Below are 15,043 nucleotides of genomic sequence, written 5' to 3'. Positions count from 1 at the left end.
TCCCCGACGGGACGAGGCTGTAGGCCGCCTGACACGTCGAGGCCGATGCCGACCGCACGCGAGCCCCTCGTCATGCCTTGCTCCCTTGAAGGCCGCGCACCCCTGCGGGCCGCGTCACCAGATAGATGCCGAGCGCCACCGGCACGATGCCCAGCAGATCCTCCACGACGAGCTGTTCGTCGAGGACGAGCCAGGCGAACAGCATCCCGAGCGGCGGCATCAGGAAGTGGAAGGAGCTCGCCGCCGTGGCACCGCAGACCGTCAGCAGGTGAAACCACAGCAGGAACGCCACGATCGAGCCGCAGACCACCAGAAAAGTGAAGGCGCCGAGCAGGCGTGCGCTGGGGACGATGTCACCGACGCTCGACAGCGCCAGGGCGAAGGGAGCCACGGCAAGGCCCGCCGACAGGTTCTGGATGCCGTTGCCGACCCACAGGTTGCCCTTCGGAGCCAGGCGCTTGAACAGGACGGTCCCCGCGACGATGGCGGCGAGCGAGGCGAACGTGAACAGGATGCCGCCGAGCGCGTCTGTGCCCACCGACATGCGGTGGGCGACGATGTAGGCGACGCCGCCGACACCAAGGGCAAGGCCGGCGACCTTGCGCCAGGTGAGCGGCTCACCCAGCAACAGGGCGGCCAGGATGGCGGTGAGGACCGGGTTGGTGCTGACGATCAGGCCGCCGAGACCGGCCGAGACGGTCTGGAGGCCGACGTAGCCGAGCCCCAGGTAGAGCGCGTTGTTGGCGACGCCGAGCAGCGCGTACACGCCCATGTCGCGCAACGACATCGACCATGCGCCCTGCCGGGCGAGCGACAAGCCGAGGATCAGCGCACCAGCCAGCAGGAAGCGCGCCGCGAGCAGGATCAGCGGCGGGCAGTCGGTGACGCCGATCTTGCCGGCGACGAAGGCGAAGCTCCACAGCAGGCAGAAACTGGCGATGTAGATCGGCAGCAGATTGATGGTAAGGCGCGGCAGTTGGAGGGTGGACGCCAGGGGCATGGATCATCTCCTTCGCCCTCATATGCGCGGCGCACTTTCGATTTAGAAATTAAATGATAAAATCGTCATCAGTGAGGAATCGAATGGGTGCGGTGATGCTCGATCTCGACCTGTTGCGCAGTTTTGTGTCGGTGGTCGATGCCGGTGGCTTCACCCGGGCCGGCGAGCGCGTGCACCGGTCGCAATCGACTGTCAGCCAGCAGATCAAGCGGCTTGAGGACAGCCTGCAGCGGCCCTTGTTCCACCGCGCCGGCAAGCAGGTCACGCCGACTGAGGACGGTGAGGTGCTGCTGTCCTATGCGCGGCGGATCCTGGCGTTGGCCGAGGAGGCGCGGGACGTGCTCACGCGGCCGGGCCACGAGGGTGCGGTGCGCCTCGGCATCCCGGAGGATTTCGCCGCCTACCGTCTGACCGAGCTGCTGGCGAGCTTTTCGCGGTCACGGCCGGGCCTGCGGCTCGACGTGCGGGCCGACCAGAGCAAGTATCTCAGGCGCGATCTGGAGCGGGGCGAGCTGGATCTGGCCCTGCTCAAGCGCGATGCCGGCGAGAAGGGCGCCCTCGCGGTGTGGCCGGAGCGTGTGCATTGGGTGACCAGCAGGGTCCACCCCGTGGACCTCTCCGGCACGTCCATTCCGCTGATCGGCTTTCCCGCCGGTTGCCTCTACCGCACGCGCGCCATCCACGCCATCGAGGCGGCGGGCAAGACCTGGCACATGGCCTATTCCAGCTCCAGCCTGGCGGGCATCCAAGCGGCCGTCGCCGCCGGCCTCGGCCTCAGCATCCTCTCGGAGATGGCCATCCAGCAGGGTCACCGGGTGCTGTCCGCGGCGGACGGCTTCGCTCCGATCGACGAGACCGAGCTTGCGCTCGTCGCCGCCCCGGACGCCAGTCCGGCCACGCTACGGCTGGCGGACAGTCTCGCCGCCTTCTGCGGCTCGGTGCAGGCGCAGGCGGCCTAGCGGGTGGTGGCCGCTGGAGCCGTGCCGAACCCGTGCGGCCGCTCGCTTTGACCACCGGCTGCGGCGCGCTATGAGGGGCTGAACACCGCACCGGAGACACGATGGCTGCACGTCGCATGGCCAATGGCGAGGCAAGTTCCAGGTATGAGCAACGACGGCTCGAAGTGCTTCGCGCGGCGGCGCGGACGTTCAACAGGCTCGGCTTTCACGTCGCGACGCTCGACGACGTCGCCGCCGAACTCGGTGTCACCAAGCCCGCGCTCTACTATTATGCCAAGAGCAAGGACGAGTTGATCTTCGCGTGCGGCAAGAGGGCGCTCGATGCGCTCGCTGTCGTGCTCGACAAGTCGGGCGGCCCGAACTTGACCGCCCGACAGCGCCTGTGCCGGTTCTTCGCGCTGTATGCTGAGGTGATCTGCGAGGATTTCGGGCGGTGTCTGGCGTTGACCGAGCCCGGCGACCTCTCGCCAGACTCCCGCACGAAGACCGTCGCGGGCCGGCGGGCGTTGAACCATGCCATTCGCGAGATGATCCGCGACGGCGTCAAGGACGGGTCGTTGCGCGCCTGCGACGAGCGCGCGTTGTCCATGGCGCTCTTCGACAGCTTCAACGGTTTGGCCCGCTGGTTCGACAGCGACGGCGCGCAAGCGCTGGCCGAGGTGGTCGAGCAGTACCTGGCGATCTTCCTCCAGGGGGTCTCACCCGTGCAGGCGAGCCCCGCGGCCCAGCTCAACGGTGCCAAGGCCGCGCCGCGGCGCGGCGGTCGGCCGGCCCGGGCGGCGCGTGCCAAGCCTTGACCTGGCTGTGGCTTGCGCGGGAGAAGCGAATCCGCCGGGAGCGGACGATGCATGACCGAATATTGGTCTACGATCGATATGGGTAACTAGACGAAAATAGAGATTAGAGGTTTCATTCTCTATATCGTCGGCATCATCGCTTTTATCCCCCGAGCCGCCTGCCGGGCACACCCTCCCGGGCTTCGCCCTTTTCGTCGGCCGCCGCGTGGCTACGGGTCGCCCGTCGCACGGCTGTGACGGTGCGGCGCGGCCGCGTTCGGCTGCCCCATAGCCCGATACCGTGCCAGGTGGGAGAGACCAGCCTCGCCCCGGCCGTCGCGGCGAGACGACGACATCCGATCGCCAGAGAACTCCGGCGCACCGCGCTTAGAAATTGAGCGCGGCGATGCCGTCAATTCCATCGTGGCGAACAAAATACGCCCATCCTGTATGCGGTAAAATCAGATACTGTATGCAGGTTGATGGCGATGGAGCATCCAATGATGAGGGGCCCGAGCCGGATCGACGAGGCCGGCCAGACGCTCAGCCGCGCCGTCATCGCGCCGGCGCTGACGCCGGGGATGGCGTCGGTGCAGCGCCCGCCCCAGCCATGAACGGCGGCGTGGCAGTCGAGTATCCGGCCGCCGGAACGGGTCAGGGTCCATCATGCACCCCTCGCTGACGCGTCCGAACGTGCCAGACCGCCTCGAGCTTCGCAGCATCCGCAAGGCCTATCCGGCCGTGGTCGCCAATGATGACGTGAGTTTGCGCGTGGCGCCGGGCGAGATCCACGCCGTCGTCGGTGAGAACGGGGCCGGCAAGAGCACCCTGATGAAGATCATCTACGGCATCGTTCAGCCCGACAGCGGCGAGATGCTGTGGAACGGCCGGGAAGTGGTCATCAGGTCGCCCGCCCAAGCCCAGCGCCTCGGCATCGGGATGGTTTTCCAGCACTTCGCCCTGTTCGACACGTTGACGGCGGCCGAGAACATTGCCCTTGCGTTGCCGACGACACCGTCGCTGAACGCCCTGTCCGACCAGATCTCGTCGGTCGCAGCCAGCTATGGCCTGCCGGTCGACCCGGCGCGCCCCATCTACACCCTGTCGGTCGGCGAGCGGCAGCGGGTCGAGATCGTGCGCGCGCTGCTGCGAAAGCCGGGCCTGCTCATCCTGGACGAGCCTACTTCGGTTCTGACGCCGCAAGCCGTCGAGAAACTGTTCGAGGCGCTCCGCCGGATCGCGGCGGACGGCTGCAGCATTCTCTACATCAGCCACAAGCTGAACGAGATCCAGTCGCTCTGCGACAGCGCCACCGTCCTGCGGGGAGGCCGGGTGACAGGCACATGCGTGCCCAGGCAGGAGACGCCCGCGTCGATCGCTCGCATGATGATCGGCGAGGACCTGCCGCGCTATCGCGAGGCGACCCAGGCGGCTGCCGGCCGAACACGGCTCGAACTGGCCAATGTGTCGTTGCCGACGCGCGATCCATTCGGGACGGCCCTGGCCGACGTCAGTCTCGGGATCAGGAGCGGCGAGATCCTCGGCATTGCCGGCGTGTCCGGCAATGGTCAGGCCGAGTTGATGTCGGTGCTATCCGGCGAGCAGCGGCTGGTGGAGCACGGCGCAGTCAGGCTCGACGGTGAGGCGATCGGCCATCTCGGACCCGCCGAGCGGCGCGCGCTCGGCCTTCGCTCCGTCCCGGAGGATCGGCTCGACCAGGGCGCCGTTCCCGCGATGTCGCTGGCGGACAACGTCCTCGTGACCGTCAACCGTGGCCGGGCAACTCGCTGCGGACTGATCCGGTTCAGCTGGATCGAGGCCTACGCCAAGACGTGCATTGAAACGTTCGGCGTGCGGTGCGGCGGCCCCGCCGCCCATGCCGGCAGCCTGTCGGGCGGCAACCTCCAGAAATATATCATCGGGCGGGAGATCCTGCAGGAGCCGGGCGTTCTCATCGTGTCGCAGCCGACGTGGGGTGTCGACGTGGGCGCGGCCGTGGTGATCCGCCAGGCGCTGCTCGACCTGCGCGACAGAGGCGCCGCCATCCTCGTCATCTCGGAAGAGCTCGACGAACTGTTCGACATTGCGGACCGCATCGCGGTCATGGCCGGCGGCCGCCTGAGCGAGGGGGTCGAGCGCGCCTGCACGAGCCGTGATCGCGTCGGACTGGCCATGACCGGCGGCCATGGTGCGCCCTCGTTGCACGTCAAGGAGGCCGACGATGCCGTTGCACTTTGAGGCACGCACGAAGCCTTCGGCGAAGATGGTGTGGCTCGCTCCGGCAACGGCCTTGGCGCTGACGGCTGCCGCCGCGATGATCGTCTTTGCCTCCGCGGGCCTCGACCCGGTTCAGGCGTTGGCCACCTTCGTCCTGTCGCCGCTCTCGGATTGGTATGGCGTGGGTGAACTGCTCATCAAGGCCACACCTATGATCCTGATCGGTGTCGGCCTGTCCATCGGCTTTCGCGCAGGCGTCTGGAACATCGGGGCGGAAGGACAGCTCACCATCGGCGCGATCTTTGCCGGTTACCTGGCGCTGCGCTTCGGACCGGGCGATGGCATCTGGGTGCTGCCGTCGATGATCGTCGCAGCCGTGGCGGGCGGCATGTTGTGGGCTGCGATCCCGGCTTTGCTGCGCACCATGTTCAACGCCAGTGAGATCCTCGTCAGCCTCATGCTCAACTACGTTGCGCAACTCTGGCTGTCCTGGCTGGTGTTCGGTGCCTGGCGCGATCCGGCAGGCTTCAACTTCCCCCAGTCGGAGCCGCTGGCTCCCGCGGCCCTCCTCCCCGTCATCATCGAGGGCACACGGGCCAACATCAGCGTCGTCTTCGCCCTCGTCGCCGTTGCCCTTGGATGGATCTTGGTCGGCCGGAGCTTCGTCGGCTTCCAGCTGCGTGTGACGGGCCTCTCGAGCGGGGTTGCGCGCTATGCCGGGTTCAGCCCGCACCGCGCGGTCTGGATCGGCATGTTCGCCGGCGGAGCCGCGGCAGGCCTCGCCGGTGTCGGCGAGATCGCCGGCCCCCTCGGCCAGATCTTTCCCACCGTGTCATCCGGATACGGGTATGCGGCCATCATCGTCGCCTTTCTCGGCCGATTGCACCCGGTCGGCGTCCTCCTGTCCGGCCTCCTGATGGCGTTGATCTATCTTGGCGGAGACAGCGCCCAGATGTCGCTCGGCCTGCCGTCCGCGATCTCCGGATTACTGCAAAGCCTGCTGCTGTTCTTCCTGTTGGCGGCCGATGTGCTCGTACAATATCGCATCAGGTATGCACCTCGCGGGCGATCTGCGTTGGGGGCCGCCGCGTGAGCAGCCTCGTCGCGCAGCTCATCGTGGCGACCTTGGTGGCCGGCACGCCGCTCGTTTATGCCGCGCTCGGGGAACTGGTCGTCGAGCGCGCCGGCGTGGTCAATATGGGCGTCGAGGGCATGATGGTCGTCGGCGCCGTCGCCGCTTTTGCCGTCGCGATGGCGACGGGCAGCCTCGGGCTCGGCGTTCTCGTCGCGATGGCAGCCGGAATGCTGCTGTCGCTCCTGTTCGCTGTCCTGGCCGTCAGCTTCAACGCCAACCAGGTGGCGGTTGGTCTTGCATTGACCATCTTCGGGACAAGTCTTGGCTCGTATCTCGGCAAGTCTTACGTCGGCATGGCGCTCGTCGTTCCTCCTTCCGGGCTCGGGGCCGCTGCGGCGGACATCCCGATCCTCGGACAGCTTCACCCGCTCGTCTGGTTGTCCTGGGTATTGTTCACGGCAACATGGTTCTTTCTATACCGGACGAAATACGGGCTGGCCCTGCGAGCGGTGGGCGAGTCCCCTGCGTCCGCGCACGCCATCGGCTATCCGGTCATCCGCATCCGCTACCTCGCGACACTCTTTGGCGGCGCCCTGGCGGGCATCGCCGGCGCATATGTCTCGCTCGTCTACACCGCGCTGTGGACCGAGGGGCTGATCGCCGGCCGCGGGTGGATCGCCGTCGCGCTCGTGGTCTTTGCCACATGGCGGCCCGGCCGCTGCCTGGCGGGCGCCTACCTGTTCGGGGGCGCCACCATGGCGCAGCTGTTCGCGCAGAGCGCCGGCGTCGGCCTGCCGTCGGAACTCATGTCGGCGCTTCCCTACCTGGCGACGATCGTCGTGCTCGCGCTCATTTCGCGCGACGAGACGATGATGCGCCTCAACGTGCCGGCCTCGCTCGGCAAGCCGTTCAGCATCTGAGGTATCGCCCAGCGGCGACAGACAGGAGGGGCACCATGACCGGCTCGACGAGACGACACTTTCTCAAGACGACCGCGGCGGCCGCGCTGGCGACGGGGGCCGGCTACCGGCCGGCGTGGGCTGCCGAAGAGGTGCTCAAGGTCGGGGTCATCCACATGGGCGCGATTTCCGACACAGGTTGGGAACACTATCAGGCCCAGGCCTGGCGCGCGCTCGAGACTGCCTATCCGGGCAAGGTGAAGGTGACGGTGCTGGAGAATATTGCCCAGATCCAGGACTGCGAGCGCCTCTTCAGGCAGCTGTCGACGCAAGGCAACAAGCTCATCTTCGGCACCACCTTCTCGCAATACGCTTCGCTCAAGAAACTGGCCCCGACGCTCACCGGTTCGCACTTCGAATGCTGCGCCGGCATCGAAGCAGGCCGCAATCTGGGGGTCTTCGAGGCGCGGCAATACGAGGGCACCTACCTCACCGGCATTGCCGCCGGGCGGATGACCAAGAGCAATATTCTGGGTTGGGTCGGCGCCTTCCCGGTGCCACAGGTCATCTACAGCCTCAATGCGTTCCTGCTCGGCGCGCGCAGCGTCAATCCGGCGGCGACCTTGAAGGTCGTCTGGGCCAACGCGTGGGTCGATCCGGCCAAGGAGAAGGACGCGGTCGCGGCCCTCGTCGCGCAAGGGGCGGACGTGCTCTCCGGCAGCCCGAACACGCCGGTGCAGGGGCTCGCCGCCGAGGAGAAGGGCGTCTGGTCGATCGGGAGCACCGGAGACTTCTCGGCCTACGTCAGGAAGAAGCAGCTCACATCATTCGAGCTGGACTGGAGTTCGGCGCATCTCGGCGCGGCCAAGGCGGTCATCGAGGGCAACTGGAAGCCTGAGAGCAGGTGGCTCGGCCTGGGCGCGGGGGGCTTCCTCAAGATGACGACCAGCAGCCCGGACCTGCCGGCCTCGGTCGCCGCGGAGATGAAGGCGGCGGAGGCGGCCATTGTCTCTGGCACGTTGAAGCCTTTTGCCGGACCGCTCAAGGATCAGTCCGGGGCGCCGAAGGTGGCGGCCGGAGCGGCGCTGCCGGACCAGGAGATCCGGACGATGACGTGGCTGGTCGAGGGTGTGCAGGGTACGCTGCCCAGGACCTGAGCCGTTGGCTCGGGTGTCCCGCACCTTCCCACGCATGCACAACGGGAGATGCAACGGTGAGCAACCGCAAGACATTCACCAACGCGCGTTTCGGCGACGGCACGCAGGGAAGCATCGTCGTCACGGGCGGTCGCATCGCCGCCATTCAGGCGTCGGATGAGGCCGCGGCGACTTCCGATATCACCGATCTGGGCGGCGCTCTCGTCGTCCCGGGCTTCGTGGAGGGGCACATTCACCTCGACACCAGCTTCTATGGCGAGGTGTGGCGTCCGCACAAACCTTGCACCGATGGGTTCAACGTGCACGAGCGGGTCGCCTTCCAGGCGCAGAACTTGGCTGAAGCCGCGCCGATGGAGGAGAGGGCGCGGAACCAGCTCGAGCTTTGCCTGGCCAATGGCTCGACGCAGATGCGCAGCCACGTCATGGTCGACGGCACGGTCGGCCTCGGATCGCTGGAAACCATCTTGCAGGTGCGCGACGCCTACAAGGGCATGATCGACATCCAACTCGTCGCCTTTCCGCAAAGCGGCATCCTGAGCAGCCCGGGCACGGCGCACCTGCTCGATGAGGCGATTGGCATGGGCGCCGACCTCGTGGGCGGCCTTGATCCGGCGTCGTTCGATCGCGACATCGAAAAGCACCTCGACGTCGTCTTCGGTGTCGCGCAGAGGCGCGGCGTCGACGTCGACATCCATCTGCACGATGCAGGCAGCCTCGGCGTCTTCGAGATCGAGCAGATCGCCGCGCGCACCCGGGCGCTCGGCATGGAAGGACATGTGGCCGTCAGCCATGCCTATGCCCTCGGCGACATTGCCGCCGACGCGCTGAAGAAGACCGCCGATGACCTGGCTCGCTCGGGCGTGTCGATCATGACGAATGCGCCCGGCAGCAGGCCGTTTCCGCCGGTCGCCACGCTCCGAGCGGCGGGCGTCACCGTATTCAGCGGCAGCGACAATATCAGGGACTCCTGGTGGCCCTACGGCGACGGCGACATGCTCAGCCGGGCCACCACGATCGGTTACCGGTCAGGATTCTACACCGACGAGGAGCTCCTGCTGGCCTTCGACGTGGTGACCGCCGCGGGGGCCAGGGCGCTCCGCCTGGAGGGATACGGATTGCAGGTGGGATGCAAGGCCGATTTCGTCACGCTGGACGCGGCGCATGTGCCCGAAGCGGTGGTCGCGATTCCGAAGAAACGCTCAGTCTACAAGGACGGCAACCTGGTCGCCAAGGAGGGGAGGGTGCTCCGGTCGTAGCCCGTTAAGGGCCGCCGCGGGCTTGCCCGGCGGTCTTTCTCGCAGCATGGCGTCGCGCCGACCTCACGCGGATCGCGCCGCGCGTACCCCTCTCCGCAAGCGGCGAGGGGCGCTCGAGGTCCGGCGTTGGCGCGCTGGGTCGGCTCAGCGGCCGACGAAGCGCGGCGCCCGCTTCTCCACGAAGGCAGCTGCGCCCTCCCGCAGGTCGTCGGTGACGAAGGCGCGCGCCTGGGCATCCGCTTCGCCATCCAGCGCCGCCCCGAGATCGGCGCTCCACGCCGCCTCGAGCTGGCCTTTGATGAGGCCGAGGCTGACGGGCGGCCCGTCGGCGAGGCGCTGAGCGGCGGCCAGCGCTTCGTCGAGCAACACATTGTCGTCGACGCACTTCCAGATGAGGCCCCAGTCCGCCGCCCGCTCCGCGTCGAGCGGCTCGCCGAGGAGCGACAGCGCGCGGGCCCGCGGGGCGCCGATGGCGCGCTGAAGCAGCAGCGAGGTGCCGGCGTCGAGGGCGGCGCCCAGGCGCACGAAGCTCAGGATGAAGCGCGCCGAGCGCGCAGCGATGACAATATCGCCGGCGAGCGCAACGCCGACCCCGGCTCCGGCCGCGGCGCCGTTCATGGCGACCACGATCGGCTTGGGGCAGCTGCGCAGCTTGGCGATGAGCGGATTGATCGACCGGCGCATCTTCTCGCCGATGCCGCCGCCGCTGTCGAAGGTGTCACCGCCGAACTGGGCCCCGGCGCAGAAGCCCTTGCCGGCGCCGGTCAGGACGATGGCGCGCACCTCGCCGTCCGCTGCCGCGGCTTCGAGGGCGTCGACGAGATCGGGGAGGAGGGTGCCGCCGAGCGCGTTGTAGCGCTCCGGATTGTTCAGCGTCAGAATCAGGATCGGCCCCCGCCGCTCCAAGAGGATCATGGACATCATTTGCTCCTTGTGCGTGATCTCATCGGCCGGCCATGCGGCGAACGCCGCTTGCGCTAGAGCATTTCCGCGTTTCTTCGAATCGCCGAAGTGCTCTACTGTTTGACTTATCGCGTTTTCTTAACGCGAACCGGCATCCACTTCGCTCGAAAACGCTCTAATGCCGCGGCGCGCGCTCGCCCACCGGCCTGCCGTCATTGCCCGTCCTGCATGGTGAGGCGGATGTCGCGGTCGGCCGGCCACTTCATGCGGTAGGCGACGCGCACCTCCTTCTTCTCGTTCGGCCGCATCTCCCAGGACCAGGCCATGACGCCGCGCTTGTCGCCGACCTGCTTCTCGGTCGGCGGCGTCGTCTCGCGCAGCGGCTCGATGACGATGGCGGTGTTTTCCGAGACGGGAATGCGATCGACGAGGGTGACGCGCATGGGCTGCGGATGCAGGTTGGTGACGACGGTCCTGACGTCGCTGATCTGGTATTTCGAGGATGTGAACCAGCTCGGATCGTTCTCGCGCCGGCGCACCGGCGCGCGCTCGATCTTGACGCGGTCGTCGGCGCCGAACCCCAGGTCGAGCCGATCGCCGGCCGCGGTGAGCCCGATGCGGGTCTTGCCGACGAAAGCGCCGTCGCGGAACAGCAGCACCTCGCCCGGCAGCAGCGCCGCTTCGTCGGCGTTGGTGATGCGCGCCGTCAGGTAGGCCGTAGGGTCGAGGGCGGGCGCTGCCTTCACGGCGAGGTCGGGCTCGATCTCGCGCGAGGCCAGGCGCACGCTCTTGGCCGTGCCGTCCTTGCCGACCGAGACGCGCCCGGGGATGTGGTATTCGGCCGAGAAGGCGCCGGCCGTCGCTGCGGCCTCCTGCTCCTCCGCCGGCTGCGCGAGCTCCTTCGGCGCCGCCGGCTCCGCCAGCCGCGGCCGGGCAGCGGGCGACGGCGGCGCCGCATCGCGGCTGGAGCGGCGGAGCATCGCCGGCTCGTCGATGGTGGCGACCAGCGTGCCGAGGTCGGGCGCCGCGACGCCGCCGGCGACGCGCGTCGTCGACAGCACGAGCGATGCCTCGCGCCAGTCCTCGCCCGAGGTTTGTCTGATGCTGGCGCGGCGCACGAAGTCGATCTTCGGCGGGACCCCGTCGGTGCCGGTGCTCAGGCGCGCATCGTAGATTGGTGTCCAGCGGGCGTTGCCGACACGATAGACGATCTTCAGCCTGGCCTTGGCGTCGGCTGCGGCATCGACTGCGACGGTGACGTCGCGCCGCGGGGCAAGCCCGTGGCGCGTACGCTCGAGGGTTGCCTCGAGCGCCTTGATCTCGCGGTCGAGGTCGCTGCCGCGGGCGCGGAGCCCTACGAGCCGGGCGTTGATGTCGGCTGCGCCCTCGCCGATGGCCGTCCAGGCGGTGCGCCACTGCGCGACGTCGATCGGCTTGCCCTCCTTGGCGGCGGCCTCCGGCGTGGCGGTGGCGAAACGCTCGATCGCGCGCCGCTGCATCTCGGCCGCGTCGATGCGGCCGTTGAGGCCGGCGAGTTCGGCCCTCAGGTCGCGCAGCCGCCGCTGCGCCTCCGTATCCGGGTCCAGCGCCGCCGGGAGGTTCCTGATCTCGGCCGAGCCGATCACGATCGGCTGATCGCCGCTGCCCTCGACGCGGATCGACGCCGGATCGAGGCCCGGCGGCAATCCGGCGACGATGACTTGGTGGGAGCCTGCGGGCAGGGCGATGTCCCCCGAGCGCGTTACCAGCGCGCCGTCCGGGAACACGGTGACGGCATCGATCGTCGTGGTCAGCGGCAGATCGGCAGCCAGGGCCGCAGGGACGAGAGCAAGTGTCGGTACACTGGCAAGGGCGGCGGCGAACAGCGATTTCACGGGCATCTCCTCACGCGATCGGTGCCGCGTCGTTTCAGCCTGAACCGCCGGTTTTTTTGGGGCGGGCCGCGCACGGCCGCTTCACAGGCCCGTGGACAGCCGTCGCCGTCCACGGGGCTCACGTCGGTCAGTCGATATCGACCCAATGCTTGCCGTCGAAGCGCTGGAGCTGCAGCGTCCTAAAAGCGCTGAAGTCCTCCGGCGTTGTCTTGAGGACGATGCTCGACAGGTGCAGCGGTACGTGCACGTCATCGATGTTGCCGACCACGCGCATGAGGTTCTCGCGGGTCAGATCGTCGCCGGCGGTCTTCAGCACGTGGTGAAGCATGCCGGCATTTGCGTAGGCGACCGTGGCGTAGAAGTCGAAGGGGTTGTCCTGCGGGTTCCACTTCTTCATGAACGCCAGATAGTCCTGGACCTCCTTGTCGGTGGACCAGCGCGGGTCGCTCGGCAGCTTGAGGAAGGCGCCGGTGATGACGCCCTTGGAGTTGTCGAGGCCGGCCGGTTCCAACACGGCGCTGACCGAGCTCGACGCGTTGGCGACGAACTGGAGCGGGTTCCAGCCCAGTTCCTTGATCTTGCGGATCGCTTGGGCGGCGAACTTCGGCGTCGTCGCGCTGATGAAGACGTCGGCACCGGAGGACTTGAGCGCCAGGATCTGGCTGTCGATGGTCGCGTCGGAGCTCTCGTAGCTGGCCTGGGCGACCAGCGTCGCGTCTTTGACGCCCTGGAGCGCGGCGACGACGCCGGCCAGGTGATCCTTGCCATAGTCGTCATTGGCATAGAGCACGGCGATCTTGGCGCCCGGCTTGGCTTTGCGGATATAGTCGACATAGGTCTTCTGCTCGACCGCATAGGTCGGCCAGAACGGCATCGTCCAGGGGAACGCCTTGGGGTTGTTGAACTTGGCTGCGCCGGTGGCGATCAAGAGCTGCGGGACGCCCTTGCCGTTCAGGTATTTCTGGGTGGCGGCGTTGGTCGGCGACCCCGATACGCCGTAGATCGCCAGCACCTCGTCCTGCTCGACCAGCTTGCGCGTCTGTTCCACCGCCTTGGGCGGGCTGTAGGCGTCGTCGAGCGAGATGATCTTGATCTGCCGGCCATTGATGCCGCCGGCGGCATTGATCATGTTGTAATAGCCGACCAGCGTGCGGCCGGCGGCGCCGAAGGCCGACACCGGCCCGCTGTAGGCCGTCGTGTGGCCGATCCGGACCTCCGTATCCGAGGCGCCGGTGCTGTATTTCTTCTCCGCCGCGAACGCGCCGGCGGCTGCGCATGCCACCGCCACGACGACGGCGGCTCCAACGCGAAGCTTCATGGTGTGTCCTCCCCAATGGGGCCTGTCTCGGCCTGTCGCGGGCTCGCCCGCGAACGGGGCGGCCCGCTTATCGGATCGACCGAGCGAATGATGCACGGCCCTCCGGTCATTTTTGTACTTAACGGTCAGTAAAATATCCGGCGACCAGGAGCCTGTCAACGCGGACACGAGGAGGCGCGACCAAAGAAAATGGCCGGGGCGAGCCCCGGCCATCCGCAGTTGCAAAGCGCTGTGTCCGGCGCGCAGGCGTCAGCGGCTGATCAGCGCCTCCGGCCGCTTGAACTCCTTGCCGTCGTATTCGCCGAGATAGAGTGCGCGGATCGGCTCGTAGTCGGTCGGCGACATGTTGTAGGCGATGCCCGGCAGCAGGTGGATGGCGCCGAAGTCCTTGAGGTTGGTGGCCACCTTCAGCAGGTTGGCGTGGGTGAGATCGTCGCCGCAGCGCTTGAGCAGCTCCGCCAGCACCTTGGCGCCGGAATAGGCGAGCAGGCCGACGCCGTCGGCGGGATCGATGGTCGGCGTGTATTTGGCACGGAACTCCTGGTAGGCCTTGATGTCCGGGTCGTTGGCCCATTCCGCGGCGTCGGGCTGCTTGGCGTAGATCAGCGAGCGAAGGCCCTTGGCGTTCTCGGGGCCGCCGGCGTTGATCAGCATGTTGCTGGCCGACGAGCCGACCAGATATTGCAAGGGCTTCCAGCCCAGCTCGGCGGCCTTGCGGATCGACTGGGAGACGAACTTGCCGACGGTGACGTTGTAGAACAGGTCGGCGCCGGAGGCGGCGAGCTTCACCATCTGGCTGTCGATGGTCGGGTCGGTGATGTCGTACGTCGATTCCGCCACCACCAGCGTCGCCGCCTTGTCGCCGAGGCCCGCCTTGAAGTCCCTGACGTAGTCGCGGCCGAGGTCGTCGTTCTGATAGAGGATGGCGATCTTGGCGCCGGGCCTGTTCTGCAGCACCCATTTGGCGAAGAGCTTGGCCTCGGTGGAATAGAGCGCCAGGGCCGACGTGGACCAGGGGAACTTCTCCGGTTCGTCCCACTTCGCCGAGCCGGTGGCGACCATGAGCTGCGGCACCTTCTTGCTGTTGAGGTACTTCTGCACGGCCGCCTGGGGCCCCGTCCCCATCGAGTAGTAGGTGGCGAGCACGCCTTCGCTCTCGACCAGGCGGCGCGTCGCCTCCACGGTCTTGGGCGGGCTGTAGCCGTCGTCCAGCGAAATCAGGTTGACCTTGCGTCCGTTGATGCCGCCGTTGGCGTTGAGCTGCTCGAAGAAGGCCGTCTGCACCCGGCCGATCACGCCGCCATAGGAGGCGGGACCGCTGTAGGGCACGGTCTGGCCGATGCGGATCTCGGTGTCGGAGGCTCCATGGTCATACTTCTTCTCGGCGGCGATGGCCGCTCCTGGCGCCACCAGGGACAGAGCGAGAACCGCCGTCAGGACGGGCTTCATGCGTTACCTCCCAGCAGGATCCGTGGCCGGTCGACCGCGCGGGTCGGCCGGGGCCCGGTGCTGTATATTATCAGCCGCGGCCACGATCGGCCGCGCCGCCACCATAGCGTCGCCAGCGGCGGTTAGAAGCCGTCGGCGCGTTCCTGCGACGCGGTGACCA

12 protein-coding genes are annotated in these 15,043 nt (G+C 67.7%); 7 read left to right on the top strand and 5 right to left on the bottom strand.

What is annotated here, in order from left to right; genetic code table 11:
• Positions 1-70 precede the first annotated feature (70 nt).
• On the bottom strand, positions 71-1,000 hold the full coding sequence (locus tag IEW34_RS26740) for a DMT family transporter (RefSeq protein ID WP_188612293.1): 930 nt from the start codon (positions 998-1,000) through the stop codon (positions 71-73).
• A gap of 95 nt (positions 1,001-1,095) precedes the next feature.
• Here IEW34_RS26740 and IEW34_RS26735 point away from each other — a divergent pair, with 95 nt between their 5' ends.
• The 7 genes from IEW34_RS26735 (at position 1,096) to IEW34_RS26705 (ending at position 9,339) form a co-directional block, all read left to right on the top strand.
• The gene (locus IEW34_RS26735) at positions 1,096-1,959 is read left to right on the top strand and encodes a LysR substrate-binding domain-containing protein (protein ID WP_188612500.1); all 864 of its coding nucleotides are present in this window, start codon (positions 1,096-1,098) and stop codon (positions 1,957-1,959) included.
• A gap of 101 nt (positions 1,960-2,060) precedes the next feature.
• Entirely contained in the window at positions 2,061-2,756 is a 696-nt protein-coding gene (locus tag IEW34_RS26730; RefSeq protein ID WP_188612292.1) for a TetR/AcrR family transcriptional regulator, read from the top strand.
• A gap of 672 nt (positions 2,757-3,428) precedes the next feature.
• Complete coding sequence (locus IEW34_RS26725; protein WP_210324598.1) at positions 3,429-4,973, top strand: ABC transporter ATP-binding protein; 1,545 nt, start codon at positions 3,429-3,431, stop codon at positions 4,971-4,973.
• Positions 4,957-6,045, top strand: coding sequence for an ABC transporter permease (locus IEW34_RS26720; RefSeq protein WP_188612290.1), 1,089 nt, complete (start codon positions 4,957-4,959; stop codon positions 6,043-6,045). The genes IEW34_RS26725 and IEW34_RS26720 overlap by 17 nt, the downstream gene beginning before the upstream one ends.
• The gene (locus tag IEW34_RS26715; protein ID WP_188612289.1) at positions 6,042-6,947 is read left to right on the top strand and encodes an ABC transporter permease; all 906 of its coding nucleotides are present in this window, start codon (positions 6,042-6,044) and stop codon (positions 6,945-6,947) included. The genes IEW34_RS26720 and IEW34_RS26715 overlap by 4 nt, the downstream gene beginning before the upstream one ends.
• Positions 6,948-6,982: 35 nt before the next feature.
• A complete protein-coding gene (locus IEW34_RS26710) occupies positions 6,983-8,083 on the top strand; it encodes a BMP family ABC transporter substrate-binding protein (RefSeq protein WP_188612288.1) in 1,101 nt (366 codons plus the stop codon).
• Positions 8,084-8,139: 56 nt separating this feature from the next.
• A complete protein-coding gene (locus tag IEW34_RS26705) occupies positions 8,140-9,339 on the top strand; it encodes an amidohydrolase family protein (RefSeq protein ID WP_188612287.1) in 1,200 nt (399 codons plus the stop codon).
• Between the two features lie 144 nt (positions 9,340-9,483).
• Here IEW34_RS26705 and IEW34_RS26700 read toward each other — a convergent pair whose 3' ends face one another.
• From IEW34_RS26700 to IEW34_RS26685, 4 genes are all read right to left on the bottom strand, one after another.
• On the bottom strand, positions 9,484-10,260 hold the full coding sequence (locus IEW34_RS26700) for an enoyl-CoA hydratase-related protein (RefSeq protein ID WP_188612286.1): 777 nt from the start codon (positions 10,258-10,260) through the stop codon (positions 9,484-9,486).
• Between the two features lie 194 nt (positions 10,261-10,454).
• Positions 10,455-12,116 (bottom strand): mucoidy inhibitor MuiA family protein, encoded by a 1,662-nt coding sequence (locus IEW34_RS26695; protein WP_188612285.1) that lies wholly within the window; start codon positions 12,114-12,116, stop codon positions 10,455-10,457.
• Between the two features lie 127 nt (positions 12,117-12,243).
• Positions 12,244-13,434: an ABC transporter substrate-binding protein gene (locus IEW34_RS26690; protein ID WP_188612284.1), complete on the bottom strand. Its 1,191-nt coding sequence runs from the start codon at positions 13,432-13,434 to the stop codon at positions 12,244-12,246.
• A gap of 249 nt (positions 13,435-13,683) precedes the next feature.
• Positions 13,684-14,883: an ABC transporter substrate-binding protein gene (locus tag IEW34_RS26685; RefSeq protein WP_188612283.1), complete on the bottom strand. Its 1,200-nt coding sequence runs from the start codon at positions 14,881-14,883 to the stop codon at positions 13,684-13,686.
• Between the last annotated feature and the right edge of the window lie 160 nt (positions 14,884-15,043).

Origin of the sequence: Chelatococcus reniformis, assembly GCF_014640075.1 — a bacterium.
GTDB classification, from domain to species: domain Bacteria; phylum Pseudomonadota; class Alphaproteobacteria; order Rhizobiales; family Beijerinckiaceae; genus Camelimonas; species Camelimonas reniformis.
Note: the sequence above shows the minus strand (reverse complement) of the source record. Positions and strands in the feature narration are given on the sequence as shown.